This window comes from Tabrizicola flagellatus (assembly GCF_046295235.1).
GTDB classification, from domain to species: Bacteria; Pseudomonadota; Alphaproteobacteria; order Rhodobacterales; family Rhodobacteraceae; genus Tabrizicola; species Tabrizicola flagellata_A.
The window spans coordinates 30,152-56,614 of record NZ_JBKBLV010000026.1; the positions used below are offsets into that span (position 1 = coordinate 30,152).

General features: G+C 67.9%; 22 protein-coding genes. 14 read left to right on the forward strand and 8 right to left on the reverse strand.

The window, feature by feature from the left end:
- The first annotated feature begins 49 nt into the window (after window positions 1–49).
- The 5 genes from ACK4IU_RS12450 (at window position 50) to ACK4IU_RS12470 (ending at window position 5,743) form a co-directional block, all read left to right on the forward strand.
- Window positions 50–1,087, forward strand: a complete 1,038-nt coding sequence (locus tag ACK4IU_RS12450; RefSeq protein ID WP_409735610.1) for a glycosyltransferase family 2 protein — start codon at window positions 50–52, stop codon at window positions 1,085–1,087.
- A gap of 167 nt (window positions 1,088–1,254) precedes the next feature.
- Window positions 1,255–2,148, forward strand: a complete 894-nt coding sequence (locus tag ACK4IU_RS12455) for a phosphoadenosine phosphosulfate reductase (protein WP_149586777.1) — start codon at window positions 1,255–1,257, stop codon at window positions 2,146–2,148.
- 56 nt (window positions 2,149–2,204) lie between these two features.
- Window positions 2,205–3,245 carry a dihydroorotase gene (gene pyrC, locus ACK4IU_RS12460; RefSeq protein ID WP_409735613.1) on the forward strand — a complete coding sequence of 347 codons (1,041 nt, stop codon included), beginning with the start codon at window positions 2,205–2,207 and terminating at the stop codon, window positions 3,243–3,245.
- 85 nt (window positions 3,246–3,330) lie between these two features.
- Window positions 3,331–4,008 (forward strand): orotate phosphoribosyltransferase, encoded by a 678-nt coding sequence (locus ACK4IU_RS12465; RefSeq protein ID WP_409735615.1) that lies wholly within the window; start codon window positions 3,331–3,333, stop codon window positions 4,006–4,008.
- Window positions 4,009–4,222: 214 nt separating this feature from the next.
- Window positions 4,223–5,743: a replicative DNA helicase gene (locus tag ACK4IU_RS12470; RefSeq protein ID WP_409735618.1), complete on the forward strand. Its 1,521-nt coding sequence runs from the start codon at window positions 4,223–4,225 to the stop codon at window positions 5,741–5,743.
- Window positions 5,744–5,839: 96 nt separating this feature from the next.
- Here ACK4IU_RS12470 and ACK4IU_RS12475 read toward each other — a convergent pair whose 3' ends face one another.
- Complete coding sequence (locus tag ACK4IU_RS12475; RefSeq protein WP_409735620.1) at window positions 5,840–7,735, reverse strand: heavy metal translocating P-type ATPase; 1,896 nt, start codon at window positions 7,733–7,735, stop codon at window positions 5,840–5,842.
- Window positions 7,736–7,854: 119 nt separating this feature from the next.
- Between ACK4IU_RS12475 and alr the strand changes: the two genes are divergently transcribed.
- From alr to ACK4IU_RS12515, 8 genes are all read left to right on the forward strand, one after another.
- The gene (gene alr, locus ACK4IU_RS12480) at window positions 7,855–8,904 is read left to right on the forward strand and encodes an alanine racemase (protein ID WP_409735622.1); all 1,050 of its coding nucleotides are present in this window, start codon (window positions 7,855–7,857) and stop codon (window positions 8,902–8,904) included.
- On the forward strand, window positions 8,901–9,677 hold the full coding sequence (locus ACK4IU_RS12485) for an MlaE family ABC transporter permease (RefSeq protein ID WP_409735624.1): 777 nt from the start codon (window positions 8,901–8,903) through the stop codon (window positions 9,675–9,677). The genes alr and ACK4IU_RS12485 overlap by 4 nt, the downstream gene beginning before the upstream one ends.
- Window positions 9,674–10,420: an ABC transporter ATP-binding protein gene (locus ACK4IU_RS12490; protein WP_409735626.1), complete on the forward strand. Its 747-nt coding sequence runs from the start codon at window positions 9,674–9,676 to the stop codon at window positions 10,418–10,420. The genes ACK4IU_RS12485 and ACK4IU_RS12490 overlap by 4 nt, the downstream gene beginning before the upstream one ends.
- Before the next feature lie 105 nt (window positions 10,421–10,525).
- Complete coding sequence (locus tag ACK4IU_RS12495; RefSeq protein ID WP_409735628.1) at window positions 10,526–10,951, forward strand: paraquat-inducible protein A; 426 nt, start codon at window positions 10,526–10,528, stop codon at window positions 10,949–10,951.
- Between the two features lie 124 nt (window positions 10,952–11,075).
- The gene (radA, locus tag ACK4IU_RS12500; protein WP_409735631.1) at window positions 11,076–12,431 is read left to right on the forward strand and encodes a DNA repair protein RadA; all 1,356 of its coding nucleotides are present in this window, start codon (window positions 11,076–11,078) and stop codon (window positions 12,429–12,431) included.
- A gap of 36 nt (window positions 12,432–12,467) precedes the next feature.
- Window positions 12,468–13,079 (forward strand): CvpA family protein, encoded by a 612-nt coding sequence (locus ACK4IU_RS12505; protein ID WP_409735633.1) that lies wholly within the window; start codon window positions 12,468–12,470, stop codon window positions 13,077–13,079.
- A gap of 82 nt (window positions 13,080–13,161) precedes the next feature.
- Window positions 13,162–14,625, forward strand: coding sequence for an amidophosphoribosyltransferase (purF, locus tag ACK4IU_RS12510; RefSeq protein WP_409735635.1), 1,464 nt, complete (start codon window positions 13,162–13,164; stop codon window positions 14,623–14,625).
- An 89-nt stretch (window positions 14,626–14,714) separates the two neighbouring features.
- Window positions 14,715–15,383 carry an SDR family NAD(P)-dependent oxidoreductase gene (locus ACK4IU_RS12515; RefSeq protein WP_409735637.1) on the forward strand — a complete coding sequence of 223 codons (669 nt, stop codon included), beginning with the start codon at window positions 14,715–14,717 and terminating at the stop codon, window positions 15,381–15,383.
- Window positions 15,384–15,441: 58 nt separating this feature from the next.
- On the opposite strand, the gene ACK4IU_RS12520 is transcribed toward ACK4IU_RS12515, so the two are convergent.
- From ACK4IU_RS12520 to ACK4IU_RS12545, 6 genes are all read right to left on the reverse strand, one after another.
- A complete protein-coding gene (locus tag ACK4IU_RS12520; protein WP_409735640.1) occupies window positions 15,442–16,548 on the reverse strand; it encodes a cystathionine gamma-lyase in 1,107 nt (368 codons plus the stop codon).
- Between the two features lie 112 nt (window positions 16,549–16,660).
- On the reverse strand, window positions 16,661–17,560 hold the full coding sequence (locus tag ACK4IU_RS12525; protein WP_409735643.1) for an NAD(P)-dependent oxidoreductase: 900 nt from the start codon (window positions 17,558–17,560) through the stop codon (window positions 16,661–16,663).
- Between the two features lie 23 nt (window positions 17,561–17,583).
- Entirely contained in the window at window positions 17,584–19,149 is a 1,566-nt protein-coding gene (locus ACK4IU_RS12530; protein WP_409735645.1) for a trimethylamine methyltransferase family protein, read from the reverse strand.
- The gene (locus tag ACK4IU_RS12535; protein WP_409735647.1) at window positions 19,146–21,581 is read right to left on the reverse strand and encodes an FAD-dependent oxidoreductase; all 2,436 of its coding nucleotides are present in this window, start codon (window positions 21,579–21,581) and stop codon (window positions 19,146–19,148) included. The genes ACK4IU_RS12530 and ACK4IU_RS12535 overlap by 4 nt, the downstream gene beginning before the upstream one ends.
- Entirely contained in the window at window positions 21,578–22,615 is a 1,038-nt protein-coding gene (locus ACK4IU_RS12540; protein ID WP_409735649.1) for a zinc-binding dehydrogenase, read from the reverse strand. The genes ACK4IU_RS12535 and ACK4IU_RS12540 overlap by 4 nt, the downstream gene beginning before the upstream one ends.
- The gene (locus ACK4IU_RS12545; protein ID WP_409735651.1) at window positions 22,612–25,038 is read right to left on the reverse strand and encodes an FAD-dependent oxidoreductase; all 2,427 of its coding nucleotides are present in this window, start codon (window positions 25,036–25,038) and stop codon (window positions 22,612–22,614) included. The genes ACK4IU_RS12540 and ACK4IU_RS12545 overlap by 4 nt, the downstream gene beginning before the upstream one ends.
- Window positions 25,039–25,208: 170 nt before the next feature.
- On the opposite strand from ACK4IU_RS12545, the gene ACK4IU_RS12550 reads away from it, so the two are divergent.
- Window positions 25,209–26,063, forward strand: a complete 855-nt coding sequence (locus ACK4IU_RS12550; RefSeq protein ID WP_409735653.1) for a LysR family transcriptional regulator — start codon at window positions 25,209–25,211, stop codon at window positions 26,061–26,063.
- Here ACK4IU_RS12550 and ACK4IU_RS12555 read toward each other — a convergent pair.
- On the reverse strand, window positions 26,023–26,463 hold a 441-nt coding region (locus ACK4IU_RS12555), incomplete at its 5' end, for a hypothetical protein (protein WP_409735656.1). The two genes, ACK4IU_RS12550 and ACK4IU_RS12555, sit on opposite strands and share 41 nt — an antisense overlap.

Below are 26,463 nucleotides of genomic sequence, written 5' to 3' on the forward strand. Positions count from 1 at the left end.
CGGATGCCTCCGGCGGGGATATTTGTGGACAGATGAAAGGGCGGGCGCGGTGAGGATCACGGCCGTCCTTTGCGTGCGGAACGAGGGCGCCTTCCTTCTGGAATGGCTGGCGCATCACCGGGCCTGCGGGATCACGGATGTCCTGGTCTTTTCGAACGATTGCGAGGACGGCACCGATGCGATGCTGGACCGGCTGGAGGCCCTGGGCTGGCTTGTCCACCTCCGCAATCCCGGGCCGCATCCCGAGGGGCCGCAATGGTCGGCACTGAAACAGGCCGACCGGCATCCGCTGGTCAGGGGCGCCGACTGGGTGCTGCCGCTGGACATCGACGAGTTCGTCAATGTGCAGGTCGGCGACCGGACAATCCCGGCCTTGCTGGGGGCCGCGCCGGACGCGACGGCGATCACGTTGACCTGGCGGCTTTTCGGCAACGCCGGGGTGGTGCGTTACGCAGATGCGCCCGTCACCGAGACCTTCACCCGCGCCGCGCCCGAGGTGCTGCACTGGCCCTGGCGGGCCTATCTGTTCAAGACGCTGGTCAGGAACGACGGATCCTACGGCAAGCTGGGCGTTCATCGCCCCCGCGCACCCGATGACGACCGGATGGACGCGCAGCACTGGGTGGACGGCGCGGGGCGCAGGCTTCCTGCGGCATTCCACCGCAGGCGGATCTTTTCCGATGTCGGTCGCAATCCCTACGGGCTGGTCCAGTTGAACCACTATCCGCTGGGCGCGGTGGAGAGTTTCCTGTTGAAGCGCGACCGCGGGCGCGGGGTCCATGCCGACGGCGGGCTGGACGTGGGCTACTGGGTGGAGCGCAACTTCTGTTCCATCGAGGACCGCTCGATCCTGGCATTGGACAGCCGGGAGCTGCGGGCAAGCCTGCATGCGGATGCCGTGCTGGGACCGCTGCACAGGGCGGCGGTGGACTGGCGCCACGCGCGGTTCCGGACCCTGATGCAGCAGGACGCCTGGCGCAGTCTTTACGGACAGTTGCTGATGGCGGGGCCGACGCGGGTGCTGGCGCGGGAGGAGGCCGAGTCGATCTGGAAGCCCCATATCGGCACGCATCGGCCCAAGACGTGAACCCCGCGCAAATCTGGCAACTTCTGGTTGATGATTGTTTACACCCCTGCGAATAATGGCAACTCGGCCACAGGGAAACAATCCGATACCACCCCAGAGCCTTGTAGAGGCCCGAATCTCTCGCCAAGGTCGAAGGCCGACGCCAACAAGTAACCAAGATTGCCAGTATGTCCGACCCGTCCCCGCCCCCCGAATGGCAGCGCCAGATGCTGGCAATCGCCGAAGGCGACGGCGATTTCCTGCCGCTGGGTGACAGGCACTATGCCTTCTTTGCCGAGGAACGGCCCGAACTTCTGGTCACATTCGAGGATGCGGCCACCCTGCGCGAGCGTGAGGACAATCTGCCCGAGCACTATGCCCTGGCCAAGTCGCGGGGCTGGTCGCTTCTGACCATCCTCGCCGAGGGCGAGACCTGGTGGCGCGATCCGGCGGTGTTCCGCTATTTCGACCGGCTTGCCGATGACGGGTTCCTCGAGGATTTCGATCGCGTCGTGTTCTACGGTGCCGGGCCTGCGGGCTATGCGGCGGCGGCCTTTTCGATCACCGCGCCACAGGCGGAACTGGTGCTGATCGCCCCGCGCGCGACGCTGGACCCGAGCCTCGCGGGCTGGGACGAGCGCCACCGCATCGCGCGGCGGATCAACTTTCGCGGCCGCTATGGCTATGCACCCGACATGACCGAAAGCGCCTCGCGGGTCTGGCTGATCCACGATCCCTTGCACCAGCCCGACGCGATGCACGCGGCCCTGTTCCAGCGCCCCTGGGTCACGCCGCTCTACGCGCGCTTCACCGCCGAGGGCACCGAGGACACCCTGCGCGAGATGCGCGTGCTGGACCGGATCATCGAGGCGGCGATGGAAGGCAAGATGTCGGCCGACCGCTTCTCCTGGCTCTGGCGCGCGCGGCGGTCGAACGGAAGCTACCTGCGCGCGATCCTCGCGGCGGCGCGGCTGTCGGGGCATCCCAAGCGCGAGATCAAGATCTGTCGGTCGGTCACCTCGCGCCTGAACGCGCCGCGCTTTGCGCGCAGGCTGGCGGAACTGACCGGAGAGCCGGTCTGAGCGCGCCCCGCGATGGCACTGGAAACGGGGGCGGCTTTGCGATAGCTGCCGGGGTCATGCAACGCATCACCCTGCCCCGCCCCGACGACTGGCACCTGCACTTGCGCGATGGCGCGATGCTGAAGGCCGTGCTGCCGGAAAGTGCCCGCCATTTCGCCCGCGCGATCGTCATGCCGAACCTGGTGCCGCCGGTGGTGACGCTGGACGACGCGCGCGCCTACTGCGACCGCATCCTGGCCGCGCTACCCGATGGGATGGCATTCGAGCCGCTGATGACGCTCTATCTGACCGAAGGCACCGACCCGGCCGACGTGGAGCGCGCCGCCCTATCGGGGCTGGTGAAGGCAGTGAAGCTCTACCCGGCGGGGGCCACGACCAATTCGCACTCCGGCGTGCGCGACCTGGAAAAGGTCATGCCGGTGCTGGAGACGATGGCGCGGATCGGGCTGCCCTTGTGCACCCATGGCGAGGTCACGGCGGTCGAAGTGGACATCTTCGACCGCGAGGCGGTGTTCATCGAAACGGTCCTCGATCCCCTGCGCCGCCGGCTGCCGGACCTGCGCGTCGTGATGGAGCACATCACGACCGAGGAAGGCGTGGCCTATGCGACCGAGGGCGGCGAGAGCCTGGCCGCGACGATCACCACCCATCACCTGATCATCAACCGGAACCACATCCTCGCGGGGGGGATCCGGCCGCATTATTACTGCCTGCCGGTCGCCAAGCGCGAGAAGCACCGGCTGGCGCTGCGCAAGGCGGCGACCTCTGGCTCTCCGCGCTATTTCCTCGGCACAGATTCCGCCCCGCATGTGGATGCCCTGAAGGAACATGCCTGCGGCTGCGCGGGCTGCTTCACGGCGACGAACACGCTCAGCCTTCTGGCCCATGTCTTCGAGGAAGAGGGCGCGCTGGATCGGCTGGAGGGCTTCGTCTCGCGCCACGGGCCGGCCTTCTACGGCCTGCCGGTGAACGCCGGGACGATCACGCTGGAAAAGCGCACCGAGCCCTGCACCTGGCCCGAGAAGATCCACGCCGAACCCGGCCCCGTCACCGTTTTCCAACCCGGCTTCCCCGTGCATTGGCACGTCGTGACCTGACCGCTTATCGTCGACTTCGTCGCTCGTCGCAGGCCTGCGGGGAGAAGCCGGAGGCGCACGACGAGCCCGCCCGAAAGGACCCTGCATGATCCCCTCCGCCTTCCCGCCCAAGGACGAAATCGCCCGCCTGACCGCCCGCGCGCTCCTGGAGATCAAGGCGGTCCACTTCAACGCCGAGACGCCCTTCACGCTGGCCTCGGGCCTGCCCTCGCCCACCTACATCGACTGCCGAAAGCTGATTTCCTACCCCCGCATCCGCTCCACCCTGATGGACTTCCTGGCCGTCACCGTCATGCGCGAGGCCGGGATGGAGGCCTTCGACAACATCGCGGGTGGCGAGACGGCCGGCATCCCGTTCGCGGCGCTGGTCGCCGAACGTCTGGCCTTGCCGATGACCTATGTCCGCAAGAAGCCCAAGGGCTATGGCCGCAACGCCCGCATCGAAGGCGCGATGACCGAGGGCCAGCGGGTGCTTCTGGTCGAGGACCTGACCACCGACGGCGGCTCGAAGCTCAGCTTCGTCGACGCAATCCGCGAGACCGGCGCCAGCTGCGGCCATACGGCGGTGATCTTCTACTACGGCATCTTCGCCGGAACCGAGGACCGGCTTGCCGCGCATGGGGTCCGCCTGCATCACCTCTGCACCTGGTGGGACGTGCTGGCCGAGGCGCGGGCGCAAGGCGCCTTCGACGCGGCGACGCTGGCCGAGGTGGAAGCCTTCCTGAACGACCCCCGCGGCTGGCAGGACGCGCGGAAGGGATGATTCCCGGCTTCCGGCATCGCGCTCGACGGAATGTCGCGCACTAAGGCCTGCCCCGCCTCCAAGGGCTAGCTTGGCGCTTCATCCCGACCGCAAGCCGTGGTAGACTCATTTCTGTGGATAAGCGGCTTATGCACAGCTTTCCCCCAACCCATTCCACCGCCGGGCATGCTAGGCGATGGGCTCCAAAAAGCAGGCAAGACGGCAGGGGGCATGAATGACCGAGATTACCGCACTGCGACCCGTAGGGTCGGGGCCGATGGTTCCGTCCGCACCCGCGGGCGCGTCCGAAGAGACGCTGCCGCACAACATCGAGGCCGAGCAGCAGCTCCTGGGCGCGATCCTCACCAACAACGACATCTTCGACCGCATCTCCAGCCTGGTGAAGGCCGAGCACTTCTTCGACCCCGTCCACCAGCGGATCTTCGAGATCGCCGCGGCGCGGATCCAGAAGAACGCGCTCGCCTCTCCGGTGACGCTCAAGGCCTTCCTCGAGGACGACGCGGGCCTGAAGGAACTGGGCGGGCCGGCCTATCTGGTGCGGCTGGCGGGGGCGGCGATCTCGGCCTATGCGGCGCGCGACTATGCGCAGATGGTCTATGACCTGGCGGTGCGGCGGGAACTGATCCAGCTTGGCCGGGACATCGCGGCGCAGGCGGCGAAGGTCGAGGTGGCCTCCGAACCCAAGGACCAGATCATCGAGGCCGAACAGCGGCTTTACAAGCTGGGCGAACAGGGCGTCGCCGAACGCGGATTCCAAAGCTTTCTCAAGGCGGTAACGGACGCGGTGAATGTCGCGAACGCCGCCTATCAGCGCGATGGCGGCCTTGCGGGCATCTCCACCGGGCTGATCGACATGGACAAGAAGCTGGGGGGGCTTCACCCTTCGGACCTGCTGATCCTTGCGGGCCGTCCCTCGATGGGCAAGACCTCGCTGGCCACCAACATCGCCTTCAACATCGCCAAGGCCTACAAGCGGGGTCGCCTGCCGGACGGGACGGAAGGCGCGGTCGAAGGGGGCGTCGTCGGCTTCTTCAGCCTGGAAATGTCGGCCGAACAGCTGGCCGCGCGGATCCTGTCCGAGGCCGCCGAGGTTCCGTCCGAACAGATCCGCCGTGGCGACATGACCGAGGCCGAGTTCCGCCGCTTCGTCGAGGCCGCCAAGGCGCTGGAGGCCTGCCCGCTTTACATCGACGACACGCCCGCCCTGCCGATCAGCCAGGTCGCCGCACGGGCGCGCCGGCTGAAGCGGACGCATGGGCTCGACGTGCTCATCATCGACTACCTGCAACTCCTGAAGGGCTCGTCCAAGGACAACCGGGTGCAGGAAGTCTCCGAGATCACCCAGGGCCTGAAGGCCATCGCGAAGGAGTTGAACATCCCCGTCATCGCGCTGTCTCAGCTGTCGCGCCAGGTGGAAAGCCGCGAGGACAAGCGGCCGCAACTCAGTGACCTGCGCGAATCCGGCTCGATCGAGCAGGACGCCGACGTGGTGATGTTCGTGTTCCGCGAGGAATACTACCGCGAACGGGAAAAGCCTGGCGACCACGAGCTGGACAAGATGGCACAGTGGCAGGCGCTGATGGAATCGGTGCACGGCAAGGCCGAGGTCATCATCGGCAAGCAGCGCCACGGGCCCATCGGCACGGTGGAACTGTCCTTCGAGGGCCGCTTCACCCGCTTCGGCAACCTCGCGCGGCCCTGGCAGGACTCGGGCGGCCCCGATGTGGGCTTCTGAGCCGACCCCGTCCCCGATCTTGCCCTTTTCCCAAATACTCCCGCCGGAGGCGCGCCGACCGAGGGGCTCGATGCCCCGTGGCCGGCCCCTCCGCCCTCATCCCCGCGCGCGGATCGGGTCGGCCAGCAGCCGCAGCCCGTTCAGCACCACCAGCAGCGTGCCGCCCTCGTGCCCCAGCACGGCCAGCGGCAGGGGCAGTTCGAAGAAGAGGCTACCGGTGACCAGCACCGCCATGGCCCCGAGCGCCAGCGTCAGGTTCTGCCGGATCACCCGCGCGGTGCGCCGCGACAGGCGCCGGGCGGCAGCCAGCTTGCGCAGATCCTCGGCCATCAGCGCCACATCGGCGGCCTGAAGCGCAACCTCGCTGCCCGCGACCCCCATCGCCACCCCGACATCGGCCCGCGCCAGCGCCGCGGCATCGTTCACTCCGTCCCCGATGAAGGCCACCTTGCCGCGTTTCGCGGCGGTATCGACCAGCCGCACCTTGTCGCCCGGCAGAAGGCCCGCATGGATCTCGTCCGCGGCCAGACCGAGATGCGACCCGATCCGCGCCGCGACCGGCGCCCGGTCGCCGGTCATCATCAGGATCGCGGTCCCGCCCCCGGCCTTGAGCGCCGCCAGGGCCTCGCCAGAGGTCGCGCGCGGCTCGTCCGCCACGGTGAGCGCGCCGAGGATCCGCGTGCCGCGCCCGAGGATGACCAGGGTCTCGGCCCCGTCGGCCAGCGCCGCGATCCCGGGCGGCAGCTCTGCGCCCATCTGCGCCAGCATCCGCGCATTGCCGGCCCAGAGCGGCCCCGCATCGTCCGTGCCCGTGATCCCCTCGCTGGGCAGCGAGCGCACATCGCGCACCGGCGTCGGCACCAGACCGCGCTCGCTCGCCGCGTGCCGGATCGCCTCTGCGATCGGGTGTTCGGACTGCGCCTCCAACCCTGCCGCCAGGGCCAGGAAGGCATCCTCGTCCCCCTCGAGCGCCACGATCTGCGTCACCGCCGCCTGCCCGGTGGTCAGCGTCCCGGTCTTGTCGAAGGCGAAGGTGCGCACCTCGGCCAGCCCCTCCAGCGCCGCGCCGCCCTTGAACAGCACACCACCCCGCGCCGCGGCCGAGAGCGCCGAGAGAATCGCCGCGGGCACCGAGATCACCACGGCGCAGGGGCTGGCAGCGACGAGGAGTGTCGCCGCGCGGTAGAGCGCATCGCCAGCATCATGCCCTATCGCGCGGAACCCGAACCAGGACAGCACCGATCCGGCAAGCACCGCGATCGTGTAGCGCTGGCCGAACCAGTCCGAGAACCGCTCGGACGGCGACTTCATCGCCTGCGCCTCGGTCACCATGCGGATCATCTGGGCAACCGTGCTTTCCTCCAGCCCGCGCGTCACCTCGGCGGTCAGGATTCCGTCCAGGTTCACCGTCGCCTCGTGCACCGGATCGCCAAGCCCCTTGCGCACCGGCTCTGCCTCGCCCGTCACCGTGCTTTCGTCGAGGTGACCCGAGCCCGACACGATCCGACCGTCCACCGGAACCCGCGCGCCGGGCCGCAGGATCACCCGGTCGCCGGGCACCAGATCGGCCACCGCAACCTCGACGACGCCCTCCGCCCCCTCGCGCAGCGCGGTTTCCGGGCGCAGCCGCATCAGCGCCTCGACCGCGCGCCGCGCCTTGCCCATCGCCCGATGTTCCAGCGTCTCGGACAGGGAAAAGAGCGCGAGCAGCACTGCCCCCTCAAGCGCCGCCCCGACCGCAGCCGCAGCCAGCGCGGCCACCACCATCAGAAGGTCGATGTCCAGCCGCCGCTCGTGCCAGAGCTCGGACACCGCGCTGCGAAGGGGCGGCAGGCCGCCGGTCAGATAGGCCAGCGCCAGCGCCGCCCAGACCAGCCCCGCCGGCAGGGGTTGCAGGAAGGAATCCAGCGTCCCGAGCGCCAGACCGGTCCAGCACAGGATGGTCAGATATAGTCCCGAATCCTCCTCGGGGTCGCGGATCTGGTCGGACACGGGTGACGCTTCCTTTCCTGGCTTGCGCTCAGGGTTGCCCACCGGCGCGGAAAGGGCAAGCGCTGCCCCCGCGCCAGCTTTTCCCTTGACCCCGGCACCGCCCCGGTCGAAACAGCCGCATGGCGAGCGGAACCCTGACGATTGACCTCGATGCGATAGCGGCGAACTGGCGCGCGCTGGACCGGATGTCCGGCCCGGGCGTGCAGACCGCGGCGGTGGTGAAGGCGGATGCCTATGGCCTGGGCGTGACGCGGGTCGCGCGCGCGCTGGCCAGGGCCGGGGCGCGGCGATTCTTCGTGGCGCAGGCCGAGGAAGGCGCGGCGGTGCGGCAGGCACTGGGGCCGGGGCCGCAGATCGCGGTCCTGTCCGGTCACATGGCGGGCGACACCGAGATGATCCAGGATCTCGACCTGACGCCGATGCTGAACAGCCTCGAACAGATCACGCGCCACCTCGAATCGCTGCCGGGCCATCCGTTCGGCGTGCAGCTGGATACCGGCATGAACCGGCTGGGCGTCGAGCCCCTGGAGTGGCAGGCTGTGGCCCCGATCCTGGTCGATGCGGGACCGGAGCTTTTGATGAGCCACCTCGCCTGCGCCGACGAGCCCGACCATCCGCTGAACGAGGCGCAGCTGCGCACCTTTCACGAGATGACCGACGGCACCGGGCTGCCGCGCAGCCTGGCCGCGACCGGGGGCATCCTTCTTGGTCCGCGCTATCATTTCGACCTGACGCGGCCAGGCATCGGCCTTTATGGCGGTCTGCCCCACGCGGCGGCCATTCCCGCCGTGACCCTCTCGCTGCCGGTGATCCAGACACGCGAGGTCGCGCCCGGCGAGGCGGTGGGCTATGGCCGCACCTGGGTGGCCGATCGGCCCTCGGTCATCGCCACGGTGTCGGGCGGCTATGCCGACGGGTTGCACCGCACCCTGTCCGGCAAGGCACAGCTCTGGGACGGCGACACGCCCTGCCCGCTGGTCGGTCGGGTCTCGATGGACCTGATCACGGTGGACATCACCGATCTGCCGGAAGTGCCGAAGAGCCTCGACATCCTCGGCCCGAACCAGGGCGTGGATGCCTTGGCCGAGGTTGCAGGTACCATCGGCTACGAACTGCTGACTGCACTTGGCGCGCGCTACAGCCGCCGCTATCAGGAACGCCCGGCATGACGGGGATCCTCGGCGCGTTCGGCCGCCCGGTCCTGCTGGCGCTCGTTGCATTGGGCCGCGTGGCGCTGTTTGCCGGCGCGATCCTCGGGCACATCCTGCGCCCGCCCTTCTACTTTCGCGAACTCGGCCATGCGATCCTGCAGATCGGCTGGTATTCCCTGCCGGTCGTCGGCCTGACCGCCATATTCACCGGCGGCGCCCTGGCCCTGCAGATCTATGCCGGCGGCGCCCGCTTCAACGCGGAGTCGGTCGTCCCCTCGATCGTCGCGATCGGCATGACGCGGGAACTCGGCCCGGTGCTGGGAGGCCTGATGGTGGCCGCGCGCGTGGCCTCCTCGATCGCGGCCGAAATCGGCACGATGAAGGTCACCGAACAGATCGACGCACTGGTGACGCTGTCCACCAACCCGCTGAAATACCTGGCGGTGCCGCGCGTGGTGGCCGCGACGCTGTCGATGCCGGTCCTGGTCGCGGTCGGCGATGCCATCGGCATCATGGGCGGCTGGCTGGTGGGAACCACGCGGCTCGACTTCAACTCGGCTACCTATCTGAAGAACACCGCCGATTTCCTCGAGGCCTGGGATGTGGGCTCGGGCCTCGTCAAGGGCGCGGTCTTCGGCTTCATCGTGGCGCTGATGGGCTGCTATCACGGCATGAACTCGGCCCGGGGCGCGCAGGGGGTCGGCGCGGCGACCAAGGCGGCGGTGGTCTCGGCCTCGGTCCTGATCCTCGCAGCCAACTACGTCCTGACCGAGGTCTTCTTCACCACATGATCGAGCTTCGGGACGTCCACAAGCGCTTTGGCGAGAACCGCGTCCTGCAGGGCGTGAACCTGAGCATCGCCTCGGGAACCTCGATGGTCATCATCGGCGGGTCGGGCACGGGCAAGTCGGTGCTCCTGAAATGCATCCTCGGCCTGGTGCACCCCGACAGCGGCACGATCACCCTTGACGGCCAGGACGTGACCAAGGCCGACCGCGACGCCTTCCTCGCCCGGTTCGGGATGCTGTTCCAGGGCGGCGCGCTCTTCGATTCGCTCCGTGTCTGGGAGAATGTCGCCTTCCGGCTGGTCCGTGGCCCGAAGGCCCTGCCCAAGGCGCAGGCGCGCGACCTGGCCATCGAGAAGCTGCGCCGCGTCGGCCTGAAGCCTTCGGTCGCCGACCTCTACCCGGCCGAGCTTTCGGGCGGCATGCAGAAGCGCGTGGGCCTCGCCCGTGCCATCGCCGCCGAGCCCGAGATCATCTTCTTCGACGAACCCACCACAGGGCTCGACCCGATCATGGCGGGCGTCATCAACGACCTGATCCGCGAGATCGTGACCGAGATGGGCGCGACCGCAATGACCATCACCCACGACATGACCTCGGTCCGCGCCATTGCCGACCACGTCGCCATGCTGCACGGGGGCGTGATCCGCTGGACCGGCCCGGTCGGGGACATGGACGCCACGCCGGACCCCTACGTCCAGCAATTCATCCACGGACGCGCCGATGGCCCGATCGAATCCGTCCGCTGACCCCTCCGCTCGCGGCACCCGCCCCTTGCCCTTTGCGCAAATACTCCACGGGAGGTCTGGAGGGTGTGAAACCCTCCAGTCCGCCGCCCGCCCGGAGGGCCGCCGATGAAATACCTCAACCTCGCCCTCCTGATCCTCTTCCCCATCGCCTGGTTTGCGCCCCTGATGCGTGCCGCGCTCCTGCCGGTCTTCGGCATGGACGAGATCAGCGTCATCACCGGCCTGCAATCGCTGTGGAACAGCGATGCGGCCCTGGCGCTCCTCGTCACCTTCCTCGCGGTCTTCGCGCCCTATGCCAAGACCATCGGCCTGGCGCTGCTGCACTTCGACCTGCTCAGCCCGCGCGCCCTGCCCGCGCTGGAGGTCCTGGGGAAGCTTGCCATGGCCGACGTGTTCCTGATCGCGCTCTACATCGTGATCGTGAAGGGTGCGGGGATGGTCACCGTGGAAACAGCCTGGGGGCTCTATCTCTTCACCGGCTGCATCCTCGCCTCGATCCTGATCTCGTGGAGAGCGAGGCCAAATCCTTGACCGGCCACGATTTCCTTGCGGAAATCGTCGCGGAGCCCGAAGGGGCTCCGGACCGGAATTCGCAAGAATTCCGGTCGCACCCTCGCCTTGATGCTGCCCCAAAGACCCGGCACTGTCTCGGCTCATGAAACAGACCACTTCCTTCACCTGCACTGTCTGCGGCGCCGCCTATCGCAAATGGGCCGGCAAATGCGACGCCTGCGGCGGGTGGAACACGATCGTGGAAGAGGCGCCGCTGTCCACAGGGCCGAAGTCGCTGGGCGCCAAGGGCCGGCCGATTCCGCTCTCCGACCTCGCAACCGAGGAAGCCCCGCCACCCCGCGCCTCCTCGGGGATCGCGGAACTGGACCGCGTCCTCGGCGGCGGCCTCGTGCCGGCTTCGGCGATCCTCGTCGGCGGGGATCCGGGGATCGGCAAATCCACGCTTCTTCTGCAAGCTGCCGCAAGTTTCGCCCGCAAGGGGCTGAAATGCCTCTACATCTCGGGCGAGGAAGCCAGCGCGCAGGTCCGCATGCGCGCGCAGCGCCTGGGCCTGACCGACGCCCCGGTCGGCCTTGGCGCCGAGACCAACCTGCGCGACATCCTGACCACGCTCGACGCCGAACGCCCGGCACTGGCGATCATCGATTCGATTCAGACCATGTGGCTGGACAGCGTCGAGGCCGCGCCCGGCTCGGTCTCCCAGGTCCGCGCTGCCGCGCATGAGCTGGTCAGCTTCGCCAAGCGGCGCGGCGTCGCGGTGATTCTCGTGGGCCATGTCACCAAGGAGGGCCAGATCGCCGGCCCCCGCGTGGTGGAACACATGGTCGATACGGTCCTCTATTTCGAGGGCGAGCGCGGCCACCAGTTTCGCATACTGCGCGCGGTGAAGAACCGCTTCGGCCCTGCGGACGAGATCGGCGTCTTCGAGATGACCGGTGGCGGCCTGGCCGAGGTGCCGAACCCCTCGGCCCTGTTCCTGGCCAATCGCGACCAGCCTGCCCCCGGCTCGGCGGTCTTTTCCGGGATCGAAGGCACCCGCCCGGTCCTGACCGAGATCCAGGCGCTCGTCGCCCCCTCGACCCTCGCCAGCCCGCGCCGGACGGTCGTCGGCCTCGACAGCGGACGGGTGTCCACGATCCTTGCCGTTCTGGAGGCCCGCTGCGGAATCCCCTTCGCGGGGCTCGACGTGTTCCTGAACGTCGCGGGCGGCCTGCGGGTCAACGAACCTGCCGCCGACCTTGCGGTGGCCGGCGCGCTCCTGTCGGCGCGCGAGGATGTGGCAATCCCGCCCGACATGGTGCTTTTCGGCGAGATCAGCTTGTCCGGGGCCTTGCGCCCGGTCGGGCAAACCGAAAACAGGTTGAAAGAGGCCTCGAAACTTGGTTTCTCACAGGCGACCGTGCCGTCCCGGTCGAAGATCGAGGGGGCGTCGGGGCTGACGGTGCGGCAGATGCCGGACCTGACGGCGTTCGTGGGCGAGATGTTCGGGGCGGGATAAGTCCTTGGTGAAAGAACGGGATTGGGGAAGTAAACGATGGAAAACCTGACCGCAGTCGATGGTGGTGCGGCGCTCATCATCATCATTTCGGCCATCCTCGCCTTCTCGCGCGGTCTGGTGCGGGAGCTGATGGCGATCCTCGGCTGGATCGGTGCCGCCATCGCCGCCTACTACTTCGCCCCCGGCGTGCAGCCCCTGGTCAAGGAACTGCCCGTTGTCGGCGAGTTCCTGTCCGACAGCTGCGAACTGTCGGTGGTCGCCGCCTTCGCCGGCGTCTTCGTGATCGGCCTCATCGTGGCGGCCCTCTTCACGCCGCTCTTTTCCGGCGCGGTGCAGCGGTCGGCGCTTGGCGGGATCGACCAGGCGCTTGGCTTCCTCTTCGGCGCGGCGCGCGGCATCCTTTTGATCGCCATCGCCTTCATCGTCTATGACCGCGTCCTGTCGGACCAGAAGATCGAGATGATCGACAATTCCCGCACCGCGCTAGTCTTCGCCAATTTCCAGAAGCAGATCGACCAGAACATCCCCTCGGACGCGCCGGGCTGGATCGTCGACCGCTACAACGACCTGACCAATGTCTGCGCCCCTGGCTCGGCACCCACGATCCAGCCGGCCCCAGTCCCGGCGGCTCCTGCCACCAATCCGTGACCTGTGACGGGCGTTTCGGGGCGTGACAGCCCCGGACGCCTGTCTTACATAGCGGGCCAGGCTCAGGACAGGATTCGGACGCATGGCCCCCTTCCGCTCGCACCCCTTCGATGACGACAAGCTGAAGGAGGAGTGCGGCATTTTCGGCGTGATCGGCGTGGCGGATGCGTCGAACTTCGTGGCCCTCGGCCTGCACGCGCTGCAGCACCGCGGGCAAGAGGCGGGCGGGATCGTCAGCTATCACCCCGACCACGGCTTCAACTCGGCCCGCCGCTTCGGCTATGTCCGCGACAACTTCACCAAGGCCGAGGTGATGGACACCCTGCCCGGGCAGTTGTCGATCGGCCATGTCCGCTATTCCACCGCCGGCTCGAAAGGCGCGACCGCGATCCGCGACGTGCAGCCCTTCTTCGGCGAATTCTCGATGGGCGGCTGCGCCATCGCCCACAACGGCAACCTGACCAATGCCGCCGCCCTCCGCCGCGAGCTGATCGAGCGCGGGTCGATCTTCCAGTCCTCTAGTGACAGCGAATGCATCATTCACCTGATGGCGCGGTCGATCCAGAAGAACCTGTCGGAACGGATCAAGGACGCGCTGCGCCGGGTGGAAGGCGCGTTCAGCGTCGTCGCCATGACCCGGACCAAGCTGATCGGTGTCCGCGACCCGCTGGGCGTGCGCCCGCTGGTCCTCGGGCGCTTGGGCGATTCCGGCTGGGCGCTGTCGTCGGAGACCTGCGGCCTCGACATCATCGGCGCCGAGTTCGTGCGCGAGATCGAGCCGGGCGAAATGGTGGTGATCGAGGGCAACAAGGTGGACTCGACCCGACCCTTCGCGCCGGCGAAGTCGCGCTTCTGCATCTTCGAGAACGTCTATTTCTCCCGCCCCGACAGCATCATCGGCGGCCGCTCGGTCTATGAGACGCGCCGCCAGATCGGCGTGGAACTGGCGCGCGAGGCGCCGGTGGATGCGGACCTCGTCTGCCCGGTCCCGGACAGCGGCACCCCGGCGGCGATCGGCTACAGCCAGGAAAGCGGCATCCCCTATGCGATGGGGATCATCCGCAACCAGTACATGGGCCGCACCTTCATCGAGCCGACAGACCACATCCGCAACATGGGCGTGCGGCTGAAGCTGAACGTCAACCGCGCCCTCATCAAGGGCAAGCGGGTGATCCTGGTCGATGACAGCGTGGTGCGCGGCACCACCAGCCGCAAGATCAAGGACATGATCCTTGAAGCCGGGGCCGCCGAGGTCCACTTCCGCATCGCCTCGCCCCCGACCGCCTGGCCCTGCTTCTACGGCGTCGACACGCCGGAACGCTCCAAACTCCTCGCCGCGACGATGTCCGAGGACGAGATGCGGGACTGGATCGGGGTGGACAGCCTGAAGTTCATCTCGCTCGATGGCCTCTACCGCGCCGCCGGGGAAGCCGCGGGCCGCGACGCCGCCAACCCCAAATTCTGCGACGCCTGCTTCTCGGGCGATTACCCGGTCGCGCCCTCAGACAAGATCGAGGAAGGCTTCCAGATGAAGGCGGCAGAGTAACCGCGACCCCGCGTCGCTCCCGCTTGCCATTTGCCCTTTTCGAAAATACTCCCGCCGGAGGCTCCGACGCCTCCAGGAAGGACCGGCCCATGACCACCAAGATAGCCCCCAAGGTCGCCCTCGTCACCGGCGCCTCGCGCGGCCTCGGCTCTGCCTTGGCCGAGCAGCTGGCTCTGCGGGGCTGGCATGTAGTGGCCGTTGCCCGGACCGTGGGCGGGCTGGAAGACCTGGACGACCGGGTCAGACGTGCCGGACTGCCGGGTGCGGGCGGGCTGACGCTGGCCCCGATGGACGTGACCAACGACGACGCGATGCGCCACCTGTGCCGGTCCATTCACGACCGCTGGGGCGGGCTGAACCTCTGGGTCCATGCGGCCATCCATGCCGCCCCCCTGGCCCCGGCCGGGCATATCGACCAGAAGGACTGGGAAAAGTCGCTGGCGACCAACGCGCGCGCGACCGGCATGCTGATCCCGATGGTCGAGCCCTTGCTACGCGCCCGTGACGGGACCGCGCTTTTCCTCGACGACCCCCGCGCCGGACAGCCGTTCTTCGGCGCCTACGGCGCCACGAAAGCCGCCCAGATGGCGCTCGCACGCAGCTGGCAGGCCGAGAACGCGAAACACGGGCCCTGCGTCGTGATCGCCGAACCGGCCCCCCTGCCCACTGCCACCCGCGCCCGCTTCTTCCCGGGCGAGGACAGGACGAAGCTTGCCGATGTGCAGGCCGAGGCGGCGCGGATTCTCGACACGCTCTGACACAGGGTGCCAAGTTCCTTCGAAGGAATTTGCAAGACTTTTCGAAAAGTCTTGGCCCCTACCCCGCCAGCGCGCCCTCGATGGCGGCCCAGAGCACCTCGACCGGCTCCACCCCCACCGAGAGCCGGATGAACCCGTCGGCCACCGCATCGCCCCAACGCGCCCGCCGCTCGGCTGCGGTATGGACTCCGCCGAAGCTCGTCGCCTGCTCGATCAGCGGACAGCGGGCGAGAAAGGCCTCGGCCTCCGCCTCTCCCGCAAGTTCGAAGCCGATCAGGAAGCCGCCGTTCGCCATCTGGCCCCCGACCGCCCAATGGGATGCATCCCCGCCGAGCCCCGGATAGCGCAGACCGCGCACCCCGGGATGCGCCTGCAACCGCCCGGCAATCACCGCCGCCGAGGCGCACATCCGCGACAGCCGCACTTCCAACGTCTCCAGCCCCCGATGCACCAGGTAGGCCTCGAACGGCCCGGGGACCGATCCCGACTGCCGCCGCCATTCCCGCACCCGCGCCATGAGATTCGCATCCCGCCCCGCGACATGGCCGAAGAGGGCATCGGAATGTCCTGCCGGCGCCTTGGTGTCTGCGGCCACCACCAGGTCCGCCCCCAGATCCAGGGGGCGTTGCAGAAGCGGCGTCATCGTCGTGTTGTCGGCAATCAGCAGCGCCCCCGCGGCATGGGCCTTGCGCGCCAGCGCGGCGATGTCGACCACGTCGAGGCCCGGGTTCGAGGGGGTCTCGATGTGGATGACGTCGAACCCCGCGAAATCGCGGTCCGCCATCTCCAGCGTCGGCACCTGCTCGACCTCGACCCCATAGACCTGCAACAGGTCGCGCCCCAGAAGCCGGGTCACATAATAGCCGTCCGAGGGGATCATCACCCTGGCCCCCGCCTTCAGGCAGCACACGAGCGCCGCCGTGATCGCGGCCATGCCGGAGGGGAACGAGACCACCTCCGCCGCCTCGAGGATCGACAACTGCGCCTCGACCGCGTCCCAGGTCGGCTGGCCCGAGCGGCCGTAGTAATGCGCCGCCCCCTGCGCCTGCGGCAGGTGGAAGGTCGTCGCGACCGAGATCGGGGGAACCACTGGCTCGCCCAGGGCGAGACCCGCCTTCCGGTGGTGCAGCAGGCGGGCGGTGCGGGCGTCGGTTTCGGCGGTCATGGGTGCTCCCTGGATGTCCACAGTGGACAAACGCGGCATCCCTTGCGTTTTCAAGGACTTGGCCGCGGACGTTTACCGAACCTTAACCCGCGCCCGGCACACCCTCAAGCCATCATTCCAGCCGGGCCGGAAAGCCCGGGGCGCGCAGGTCGGTGCCCAGAAGGTCCTCCAGCAGCTTGGCGATCATCGGCGACTGCGCCTCGCCGCCATAGGCCGCCTTGGCCGCGATGTAGGTCTGGTTGGTCATCGAGGCGAGGTCGAGCGGCACGCCGAACTCCTTCCCGAACCCCAGCGCGAAGCCCAGATCCTTCAGCGCGAGGTCGATGTTGAAGGCGATGTCGTAGGACCCGTTCAGGATCAGCGCGCCTTCGGTCTCATGCACGAAACTGTTTCCGGAACTGGCGGCAATCGCATGCCAGGCCTGGCCCAGATCAAGGCCCCCGCGCTTCGCCAGCATCAGCGCCTCGGACGTGGCCTTGAGGTGGATGAAGGCCAGCATGTTGGTGATGACCTTGATGATCGAGGCCGAGCCCAAAGGCCCCATGTGGAAGATCCGGTCGCCCATCGCCTGCATCGCCTTGTGGTGCAGGTCGAACAGGTCGCGGTCCCCGCCCGCAAGCATGGTGATCTTGCCCTGATAGGCCAGATGAACCCCGCCCGTCACCGGCAGTTCCATCATCCGGACGCCCGCCTCGGCCGCGACGGCAGCCAGACGCAACACCTCGTCGCGGCCAAGGGTGGACATCTCGACCCAGGACGCGCCCTTCCGCATGTGCGGCAGGATGTTGCGCAGGACGCGCTCCGAGACAGCAGGCGACGGCAGGCAGGTGATGACATGATCGACCGAGGCCGCCAGCTCCTCGGCATTGGCTGCAAGCGTCGCTCCGGCTGCCACCAACGGCTCGGCCAGTTTCGGATTCAGGTCGTAGACCGTCACTTTGAAGCCGTCCTTGACCAGACAACCCGCACAGGCCGCCCCCAGGTTTCCCAGGCCGATATATCCGTAATGCATGTCTTTACCGCGCCTTGTGTGGCTTACTTGAAGTAGATGTTGAACCGCTTGCGGATGGCCGCGTCGATCTCGGGATCGACCCGGCATCCGGCCTTGGCCAGGATCGCATTCTTCCGGGCAATGGCGGTATCCAGCAGCAGGGGCTTGCCCGCCTCGTTCCATTCCTTCGGCGACATCCGGTTGCCGACGTTGGGGTAGATGTATTCGGTCTGCATCAGCTTCAGCGTCTGGTCGCTGCCCAGATAATGGCCCGGCCCGCCAAGGCAGACCTCCTTCATCGCGTCGATCGAGGTGGAATCGGGCGTCACGTCGATGCCGCGTACAAGCCGCATCGCCTGGCCCAAGAGGTCGTCGCCGAGGACGAGGGATTCAAGGCAGAAGCCCAGCAGCGAGGCATGCATGCCCACCGCCTCGTAGCACATGTTCAGGCCTGCGAGGCCAGCCAGCGAGTTCGTGATCCCCTGCTCCCACCCGGCCTGCATGTCGGGCAGCTTGGAGTCGCTGATCCCCGAGGCCGCACCGCCCGGCAGGTCGTAGAACCGGTGCATCTGCGCGCAACCGGCGGTCAAGAGCGCCTGTTCCGCGCTGCCACCGGACATGGCGCCTGTTCTCAGATCCGAAACAAATGGCCAGGTCCCGAAGATCGCCGGCGCGCCCGGCTTGATCGCGTTGACGTAGACCACACCCGCGAGACATTCGGCGACGGCCTGCACGATGGCCAGCGCGATGGGCGCGGGCGCCGTTGCCCCGGCCTGGCCCGCGCTGAGGAGCAGCATCGGCATGCCGCGCCGGATGCAATCCTCCATCGTGATGCAGGATTCCTCGGCGAACTTCATCGGCGGGACGACGAAGCAGTTGGAATTCGACACGAAGGGCCGCTCGCGCCACTTCTCCTCACCCCCCGCCACCATGTAGAGCATCTCGAAACAATCGGCGACATGCGAGGGGTCAGAGAAACTGGTGCCGACATGTTTCGTCGTCCCCGCCAGGCAGGCGTAAAGCGTGTTCAGGTCCATCTCCCGGTTGTCGGTGACATCCCGGCAGACCATGGTGCGCTGGTAGAAATGGATGTTGTCGAGGTTGTCCACCAGCCGCGCCGCGTCATAGAGGTCCTGCGCGGTGGATTCGCGGTAGTCGAGCGTCACCGGATCGACGATATGTACCGCCGCGCCGGCCGTTCCGTAGTGGACGTTGGTGCCGCTCAGATGCAGGTCGTGCTTCGGGTCGCGGGCATAGAGCGTGATGTTGCGGGCGGCAATGGCCAGCATGTCCTCGACCAGCGCGCGGGGGAACCGGATGCGGCCGTCATCGCCAAGGATCGCACCGGCCTCGGTCAGGATTTTCCGTCCTGATTCAGGGGCTTGCGAAAGGCCGATCTGTTCCAGCGCATCCAGTGCCGCGGCGTGGATCTGCTGCACGCCCGCCTCGGTCAGCGGCTTGTACTGGCCACCGGGCAGGCCCGGACGAACCGGCTTCACGTCGTCCGCCAAGGGGGCGGCCCGCAGGGCCACGCGGGCCTGGCGGCCACCCGACCGGCGGGCGCGGGCGGGTTCGCAGGTCTCGCCGGGCTGGTCGGAGAGGTCGGTCATGCCTTTACCCTTTCGGAGTTCGGATCGTGCATCGGAACGAGGCTGGCGATCGCCGCGTGGCGCTGGCCCGCCACCTCGATCTCGTAGGTGGAGCCAAGGATGTCGTCGTCGGTCTGCCCCTTCGCCGGGACATAGCCCATGCCGATGGCCGCCCCGAGGAAATGGCCGTAATTGCCGCTGGTCACCGGCCCGACTATTTCCCCATCGCGGACAATCGCCTCGTTGTGGAACAGGAGCGGCTCGGGATCCTTCAGCCGGAACTGGAGCATGCGGCGGTCGAGGCCCTGCTGCTCCCGGCGCAACACCGCCTCGCGGCCGAGGAAGGCGGGTTTCTTGCGGCTGACGGTGAAGCCGAGGCCGGCTTCCAGGACGTGATCCTCGTCGGTGATGTCGTGGCCCCAGTGACGATAGGCCTTCTCGATCCGGCAGCTGTCAAGCGTGTGGAGACCGCAGAGCTTCAGGTCCGGTGCCGCCTCCATCAGCGTCTCGAAGACATGCGCGGTCTGGTCGGTGGGTATATACAGCTCCCACCCGAGTTCCCCGACATAAGTGACGCGATGGGCGCGGGCGAGACCCATTCCGATCTCGATTTCCCGTGCCTGACCAAAGGGATGCGCGGCATTGCTGAAGTCGTTCGGCGAGACCTTGGCCAGGACCTCACGCGACTGCGGTCCCATCAGGCACAGGACGGATTCGGCCGCCGTCACATCGGTGATGACGGCGAAGTCGTCGCCGACATGGGCGCGTAGCCAGGCGAGGTTGCGTTGCAGCGTGGCGCCGGGAACGACGGCAAGATAGGCGGTCTCGGACAGGCGCGTCACGGTAAGATCGGCCTCTATCCCCCCGCGATCGTTGAGAAACATGGTATAGACGATCCGTCCCGGGGCCACGTCCACCTGGGCCGAACAGATGCGGTTCAGGAAGACACAGGCGTCGCGGCCCTCGATGCGGATCTTCCCGAAAGAGGTCATGTCGAACAGGCCTGCGGCCTCGCGCACCGCCATATGCTCGGCGCGCTGGTTGTCGAACCAGTTCTGCCGTTTCCAGGAGTAGCGGTATTCCCGTTCCTGCCCGGGGTTGGCGAACCAGTTGGCACGTTCCCAACCGGCGACCTCGCCGAAGACCGCGCCGCGGGCTTTCAGGTGGTCGTGGATCGGCGAGCGCCGCACCCCGCGCGAGGTCACGACCTGGCGATAGGGGAAGTGGTCGGCGTAGAGGAGGCCCAGGGTTTCGGAGACCCGCTCTTTCAGATAGCGGCGGTTCTTCTGGAAGGGCTGGGCGCGGCGGATGTCGACTTCCCAGAGGTCGAAGGGCGGCTCGCCCTCGGTGATCCAGTGTGCCAGCGCCTGACCGGCCCCGCCCGAGGAGACGATGCCGATGGAATTGTATCCGGCCGCGATCCAATAGCCCTTCACCTCGGGCGCCTCGCCCAGGTAGTAGCGGTCGTCGGGGGTGAAGGATTCCGGCCCGTTGAAGAAGGTGTGGATGCCGGCGGTCTGGAACAGCGGCATCCGGTTCATCGCCTGTTCGAGGATGGGCATGAAGTGGTCCCAATCCTCGGGCAGGGTGTCGAACTCGAAGTCCTTGCGGATGCCGTCCATTCCCCAAGGTTTCGCCTTGGGCTCGAAGGCGCCGAGCATCATCTTGCCCGCATCCTGCTTGTAATAAGCGCATTCGTCCGGCACCCGCAGGACCGGCAAATCGCCAAGTCCGTCAACGGGTTCAGTGACAAGATAGAAGTGCTCGCAGGCGTGCAGCGGCAGGGTCACGCCGTTCTGCGCGGCGAGGTCGCGGCCCCACATGCCGCCGCAGTTGACGATGATGTCGGCGGCGATATGGCCCGGTCCCTCGGCGGTCTCGTAATCGACGCCGGTGACGCGACCGCCAGCGGTCGTCACCTTCGTGACCAGCGTGTTCTCGAAGATTCGCGCGCCCCGCATCCGCGCGCCCTTGGCCAGCGCCATTGCGATGTTGGCCGGGTCGCATTGTCCATCAAGCGGCAACGCAACGGCGCCCACCACACCGTCGATGTTCAGGTGCGGATACCTGGCCTTCGCCTCCTGCGGCGAGATCTCGTGCACCTCGACGTCGAAGATCCGCGCCACCGTGGCCTGCCGCAACAGCTCTTCATGCCGCTCCTTCGTCAGGGCCACGGAAATCGAGCCGACCTGCTTCATCCCTGTGGCAACCCCGGTCTCGGCCTCGAGCCCGCGGTAGAGATCGGCCGAATACTTGGCGAGCCGCGTCATGTTGGCCGAGCCGCGCAGCTGCCCGATCAGCCCCGCTGCGTGCCAGGTCGTGCCACTGGTCAGCTTCCGCCGCTCCAGCAGGACCACGTCGGTCCAGCCCGCCTTGGCGAGGTGATAGGCCACCGAACAGCCCGAGACGCCTCCGCCGATGACAACGGCACGCGCGGATGAAGGGATGGTCATGGCTGTGGCTCCGGGGGAACGAGGACGAGCTTGCCGGGATAGCGCCCAGCGGCCAGGTCGGCCTGGGCCTCTGCGATGTCGCGCAGCGGGTAGGTCTTCGACACGACCGGGCGCAACCGGCCCTTGTTGATGATGGTGACGAGGCCGGCAAAGACCTCGCGCGGCTGGTGGGTGGCGCCGTAAAGCGTCAGGTCGTTCAGGTAGATGCGGCGCAGATCGCCCGTGACCGTCGGCCCGCCGACCGCGCCCGAGGTGGCGTAGCGACCACTGGGACGGAGCGCATCGAGCCGCGCCTGGAACCCGTCTCCGCCGACGATGTCGATCACCACGTCGAAGGACCGCGCGGGCGGCGTCGCGTCACGCGGCAGGATGCCGGCGCCAAGCGCCCGCAGCGGATCGGCCTTGGCCGGACTGCACTGGGCCGTCACCTCGGCCCCGCGCAGAAGTGCCAGCTGCACCGCCGCCAGCCCCACCCCGCCCGAGGCGCCGGTGACGAGCACCCGTTCGCCCACCGCCACCCGGGCGCGGGACAGAAGGTTCTCGGCTGTGCCATAGGCGCAGGGCATGGCGCCGATCTCGATATCGGGCAGCGGTGAGGCCGAGACATCATGCAGGTGTCGGGCCTTGACCACGCAATACTGCGCGAAGGCCCCGTCGAACTCCGACCCGATCGAGACGAAATGGATCGGGTTCTCCTCGGTCGGTTCATGCTGGTTCGTCGGGCAGATCACGCGGGCGCCAAGCGGCAGCCCCTCGACCCCTTCGCCCAGCACGACGATCCTGCCGCAGAGGTCCGAGCCCTGGATGCGGGGAAAGGCCAGTTCCCCGGCCCAGCCGGCCTTGCGGTCCGCGTCCCCGTACCAGCCCAGCCTCGTGTTGATGTCGGTCATGTTGACGCCCGCCGCCAGCACCCTTACCAGCACCTCGCCCGGTCCCGGGCGCGGCACGGGCAGGTCATCGCGCCAGACAAGCTTTTCAGGCCCGCCATGGCCGGTCAGCTGCACCGCCGACATCCGGGCCGGGACTGCGCTCATGCCCGGATCCGTTCGTTCTTCGGGTCCCAGGCCGGGCCGTCCGGCAGCACGGTGGCCTTCACGCGGTCGCCGAAGATTTCCACCTCGACCTCGGTTCCCGGCACGGCGAGGTCTGCCCGCAGCATCCCCAGCGCCATGGAATGGCCCACCCGGTAGCCCCAGGCGCCCGAGGTCGTCTCGCCCACCACTTGGCCATCGTGCCAGAGCGTGGACATGTAGGGCGCATCGCACTCGCCGGCCTCGACCTTGAGGGAGACGAAGCGTTTCCTCACCCCCCGCTGCTTTTCGGCCAAAAGCGCCGCCTTGCCGGGGAAGTCGTGGTTCCAGTCGATGAACCGTTCAAGCCCGCCCTCCAGCAGCGAATAGTTGGTGGACAGGTCGCCCTTCCAGGCGCGGTAGCCCTTTTCGATCCGCAGGCAGTTAAGCGCCTTCATGCCGAAGGGCTTGGCCCCGCCCGCCAGAAGCGCGTCGTAGATGTGCGGCGCATCGGCCCGGTCGCAATGGATCTCCCAGCCGAGTTCCCCGGCGAAGGATACCCGGATCAAGGCCACGTCCCTGCCCGCCACCTTCGCGGCATCCTGGACGGAGAGCCAGGGCAGCGTCAGGTCGGCCTCGGCGATCCGGGACACGAGCTCGCGCGACTTCGGACCCGTCACGATGAAGCAGGCCACCTTGTCGCTGTGGTCCTCGATCACGCAGCCCTCGGGCAGGCCCTTCCGCAGCACGTCGGCATCGTGCCATTGCGCCACGGCGGCGGTGATCAGGCCGACCATGTCCTCGCCATGCACCATGCAGGACATCTCGGTCACGATCCGGCCCCGGTCGTCGGCGAAATAGACCAGGCCAATCCGTCCCTCTGCCGGGAGGCGCGAGGCGGTCAGCCCCGCCACATGCGCCCGCGCGCCCGGCCCCTTGACGAGGAACCGCGAGAAGCCCGGCAGGTCGAGGACGCCGACGCCGTCCCGCACCGCCTCGCATTCCGCCTTGATCCGGGCCTCCCACGGGCCGGCGCGGCCCCAGGTCTGCGTCGCCTCCCAACTGGTGTCGTCGCCGGGCGCGGCGAACCACTCCGCCCGCTCCCAGCCGTTATAGGGCGCGAACTGGGCGCCCAGCGCCTTCAGCCTGTCATGCACCGGCGAGAGCTTGCGGTCGGGCGCGGCGGGCCAGCGCGCCATCGGGAAATGCATCCCGTATTCGTGGCCGTAGACCTCCATCCCCTTCTGGACGAGGTAGTCGTGATCCTCCCAGCCGGTGAAGCGGCGCGGGTCGCAGGACCACATGTCCCATTCGGTGCCGCCCTCGGTCACCCATTCCGCCAGCACCTTGCCCGCACCGCCCGCCTGGCAGATGCCGAAGGTGAAGACGCAGGCCTCGAAGGCGTTCGGGACCCCCGGCATCGGGCCGATCAGCGGGTTGCCGTCCGGCGTATAGGGGATCGGGCCGTTGATGACCTTGGTGAGGTTCGCCTTCTGGAGAAGCGGCACCCGGGCCATCGCATCGTTGATGTGCCATTCCAGCCGCTCCAGGTCGTCGGGGAAGAGCTGGAAGCTGAAATCCTCGGGCATCGGATCGTCCGGCGTCGCCCAATGCGCGCGGCAGGGGTTCTCGTAGGGGCCGAGGTTGAAGCCCATCTTCTCTTGCCGGAGGTAGTAGGAACTGTCCACGTCGCGCAGGAGGGGCAGCTTGTGGCCGACCTCCTTCGTCCAGGATTCCAGCTCCGGGATGGTGTCGAACAGCATGTACTGGTGGCTCATCACCATCATCGGCACCCGGCGGCCGAACATGGCGCCGACCTGCGCGGCATAGTAGCCGCCCGCGTTGACCACATATTCCGCCCGGACCTCGCCCTTCGGGGTGGAGAGGATCCACTCCGACCCCGTCCAGCGTGCCGCCGTCACCGGGCAGAAGCGTTCCACCCGCGCGCCCATCTGCCGGGCCCCCGCCGCAAGGGCCTGGGTCAGCTGCGCGGGGTCGATGTCGCCGTCATAGGGGTCATACAGCGCCCCAGTCAGGTCATGCGTCTCGACGAAGGGATAGCGCGAGCGGATCTCCTCGGGCGACAGGATCGTCAGGTCCATCCCCTGATAGCGCCCCATTCCGACGACGCGCTTGAACTCCTGCAGCCGTTCCTTCGAATGGCCAAGGCGCACCGAGCCGGTGACATGGTAGTTCATCGGGTAGTTCACCGCCTCGCCGAGGCCCCGGTAAAGACCGGCCGAATAGCGCTGCATGTTCATGATCGACCACGAGGCCGAGAAGGTCGGCACGTTCCCCGCCGCGTGCCAGGTCGATCCGGCGGTCAGTTCGTTCTTTTCCAGAAGCAGGCAGTCCGTCCAGCCCGCCTTCGCCAGATGGTACAGCGCCGAGGCCCCCACGGCCCCGCCGCCGATGATGACCACCCGAGCCTGCGCAAATTCCGCCATGACCGCCTCCCCATTCCGCGCGCCACTATCAACTGCGACGCGCCCGCTTTCAATTCGGCCGGAACCCGGCTATTGATCGGGAAAAGCGATCACGACTTTCATCTGTCCTCAAATATCCTCGGGGGGTCCGGCGGGCGAAGCGCCCCCGGGGCTTGCCACAGGCGCACCGCATGCAGATCGATCTCCTCGACACCTTCCTCGACCTGGCCGAGACCCGCAGCTTCCACCGCACGGCGGAACGGCTGCGGATCACCCAGTCCACCGTCTCGGCCCGGGTCACGGCGCTGGAGCAGGCGGTGGGTTCGCGGCTCTTCGACCGCTCGCGCGCGGGCACCGACCTCACGCCGGAAGGCAAGCGGTTCGAGCCCCATGCCCGGGCGCTGCGCCACGAATGGAACGAGGCGAAACGGCGCATCCAGATCCCGCACGGCGCGGCGCAGCTTCTGCGCCTTGGCATCCAGAACGATCTTGCGGCGGTCTATCTCGGCGACTGGGTGGCCGAGTTCCGAGCGGCATTCCCCGAAACCGCCTTCTACATCGAGCCGGACTATTCCAACCAGATGTGTGCGGACCTTCTGACCGGGATCCTCGACTTCGCGGTGATGTTCAGCCCCAAGCCCCACCCCGACCTGCATTTCGACAGCGTGGGCGAGGTCAGCTACCGCATGATCTCGACCGAAACCCCGCGCCTCACAGAGGTCGCGCCCGACCGCTTCGTCTTTGCCCATTTCTCGCCCGCCTTCGAGGAGATGCACCGCCAGCTTACCCCCGACCTCGCGGGCGCGCCGGTTTCGGTCGGGCAGTCGGGCTCGGTCGTCTCGCTGCTGACGGCTATGGGCGGGTCGGGATATGTGCTGGGAAAGACCGCCGCCGACCTGATCGCGGGGGGGCGCTTCATGGCGGTCGAGGACGCACCCGACCTGCGCCAGCCGGTCTTTGCCGCGATCCACATCCGGCACCGGACCCTGCCCCTGCACCGCAGGCTTACCCAGCTCGTCGCCCGGCACTTCCGGCAAAGCGCATAGGCGCGGGCCGGGCCTCGGGGTAGCCCGCGACCGGGACACCGTTGTGCCGCAGCATCCGGCCCAGGCCGAGGCGCGGGATCCAGTCCAGCACCGGCGGCGGAACCGGACCGTAGAGATCGGTCCGCACCAGGCGCGCCGCCGCGCGCAGGGCGACCGTCTCGGGCCAGGCCAGGATCAGGTCGTGATGCGCGACCCAGGCCTCGGCCCCGTCGTAGATGGCGACCAGCCGCCGCTCGCGCGGGTCGCTGCCGGAGAAGCGATAGCTGCGCACCCCCTCCATGCCCTGCAGGCGCATCCGGCGCACCAGAAGCCGCGCCGCCCGGTCGAAGCCCACGGGGTCGCGCAGCGCGTAGAAGTTGGCGACGACGATCTCAGCCGTCATCGCGCCAACGGTTCGCGA

Bases quoted from the DNA above. Each gene is read 5' to 3' on its own strand.
- ACK4IU_RS12455 (WP_149586777.1), top strand. From the start codon at position 1,255: ATGTCCGACCCGTCCCCGCCCCCCGAATGGCAGCGCCAGATGCTGGCA.
- pyrC (WP_409735613.1), top strand. From the start codon at position 2,205: ATGCAACGCATCACCCTGCCCCGCCCCGACGACTGGCACCTGCACTTG.
- ACK4IU_RS12465 (WP_409735615.1), top strand. From the start codon at position 3,331: ATGATCCCCTCCGCCTTCCCGCCCAAGGACGAAATCGCCCGCCTGACC.
- ACK4IU_RS12470 (WP_409735618.1), top strand. From the start codon at position 4,223: ATGACCGAGATTACCGCACTGCGACCCGTAGGGTCGGGGCCGATGGTT.
- alr (WP_409735622.1), top strand. From the start codon at position 7,855: ATGGCGAGCGGAACCCTGACGATTGACCTCGATGCGATAGCGGCGAAC.
- ACK4IU_RS12485 (WP_409735624.1), top strand. From the start codon at position 8,901: ATGACGGGGATCCTCGGCGCGTTCGGCCGCCCGGTCCTGCTGGCGCTC.
- ACK4IU_RS12490 (WP_409735626.1), top strand. From the start codon at position 9,674: ATGATCGAGCTTCGGGACGTCCACAAGCGCTTTGGCGAGAACCGCGTC.
- ACK4IU_RS12495 (WP_409735628.1), top strand. From the start codon at position 10,526: ATGAAATACCTCAACCTCGCCCTCCTGATCCTCTTCCCCATCGCCTGG.
- radA (WP_409735631.1), top strand. From the start codon at position 11,076: ATGAAACAGACCACTTCCTTCACCTGCACTGTCTGCGGCGCCGCCTAT.
- ACK4IU_RS12505 (WP_409735633.1), top strand. From the start codon at position 12,468: ATGGAAAACCTGACCGCAGTCGATGGTGGTGCGGCGCTCATCATCATC.
- purF (WP_409735635.1), top strand. From the start codon at position 13,162: ATGGCCCCCTTCCGCTCGCACCCCTTCGATGACGACAAGCTGAAGGAG.
- ACK4IU_RS12515 (WP_409735637.1), top strand. From the start codon at position 14,715: ATGACCACCAAGATAGCCCCCAAGGTCGCCCTCGTCACCGGCGCCTCG.
- ACK4IU_RS12520 (WP_409735640.1), bottom strand. From the start codon at position 16,548: ATGACCGCCGAAACCGACGCCCGCACCGCCCGCCTGCTGCACCACCGG.
- ACK4IU_RS12525 (WP_409735643.1), bottom strand. From the start codon at position 17,560: ATGCATTACGGATATATCGGCCTGGGAAACCTGGGGGCGGCCTGTGCG.
- ACK4IU_RS12530 (WP_409735645.1), bottom strand. From the start codon at position 19,149: ATGACCGACCTCTCCGACCAGCCCGGCGAGACCTGCGAACCCGCCCGC.
- ACK4IU_RS12535 (WP_409735647.1), bottom strand. From the start codon at position 21,581: ATGACCATCCCTTCATCCGCGCGTGCCGTTGTCATCGGCGGAGGCGTC.
- ACK4IU_RS12540 (WP_409735649.1), bottom strand. From the start codon at position 22,615: ATGAGCGCAGTCCCGGCCCGGATGTCGGCGGTGCAGCTGACCGGCCAT.
- ACK4IU_RS12545 (WP_409735651.1), bottom strand. From the start codon at position 25,038: ATGGCGGAATTTGCGCAGGCTCGGGTGGTCATCATCGGCGGCGGGGCC.
- ACK4IU_RS12550 (WP_409735653.1), top strand. From the start codon at position 25,209: ATGCAGATCGATCTCCTCGACACCTTCCTCGACCTGGCCGAGACCCGC.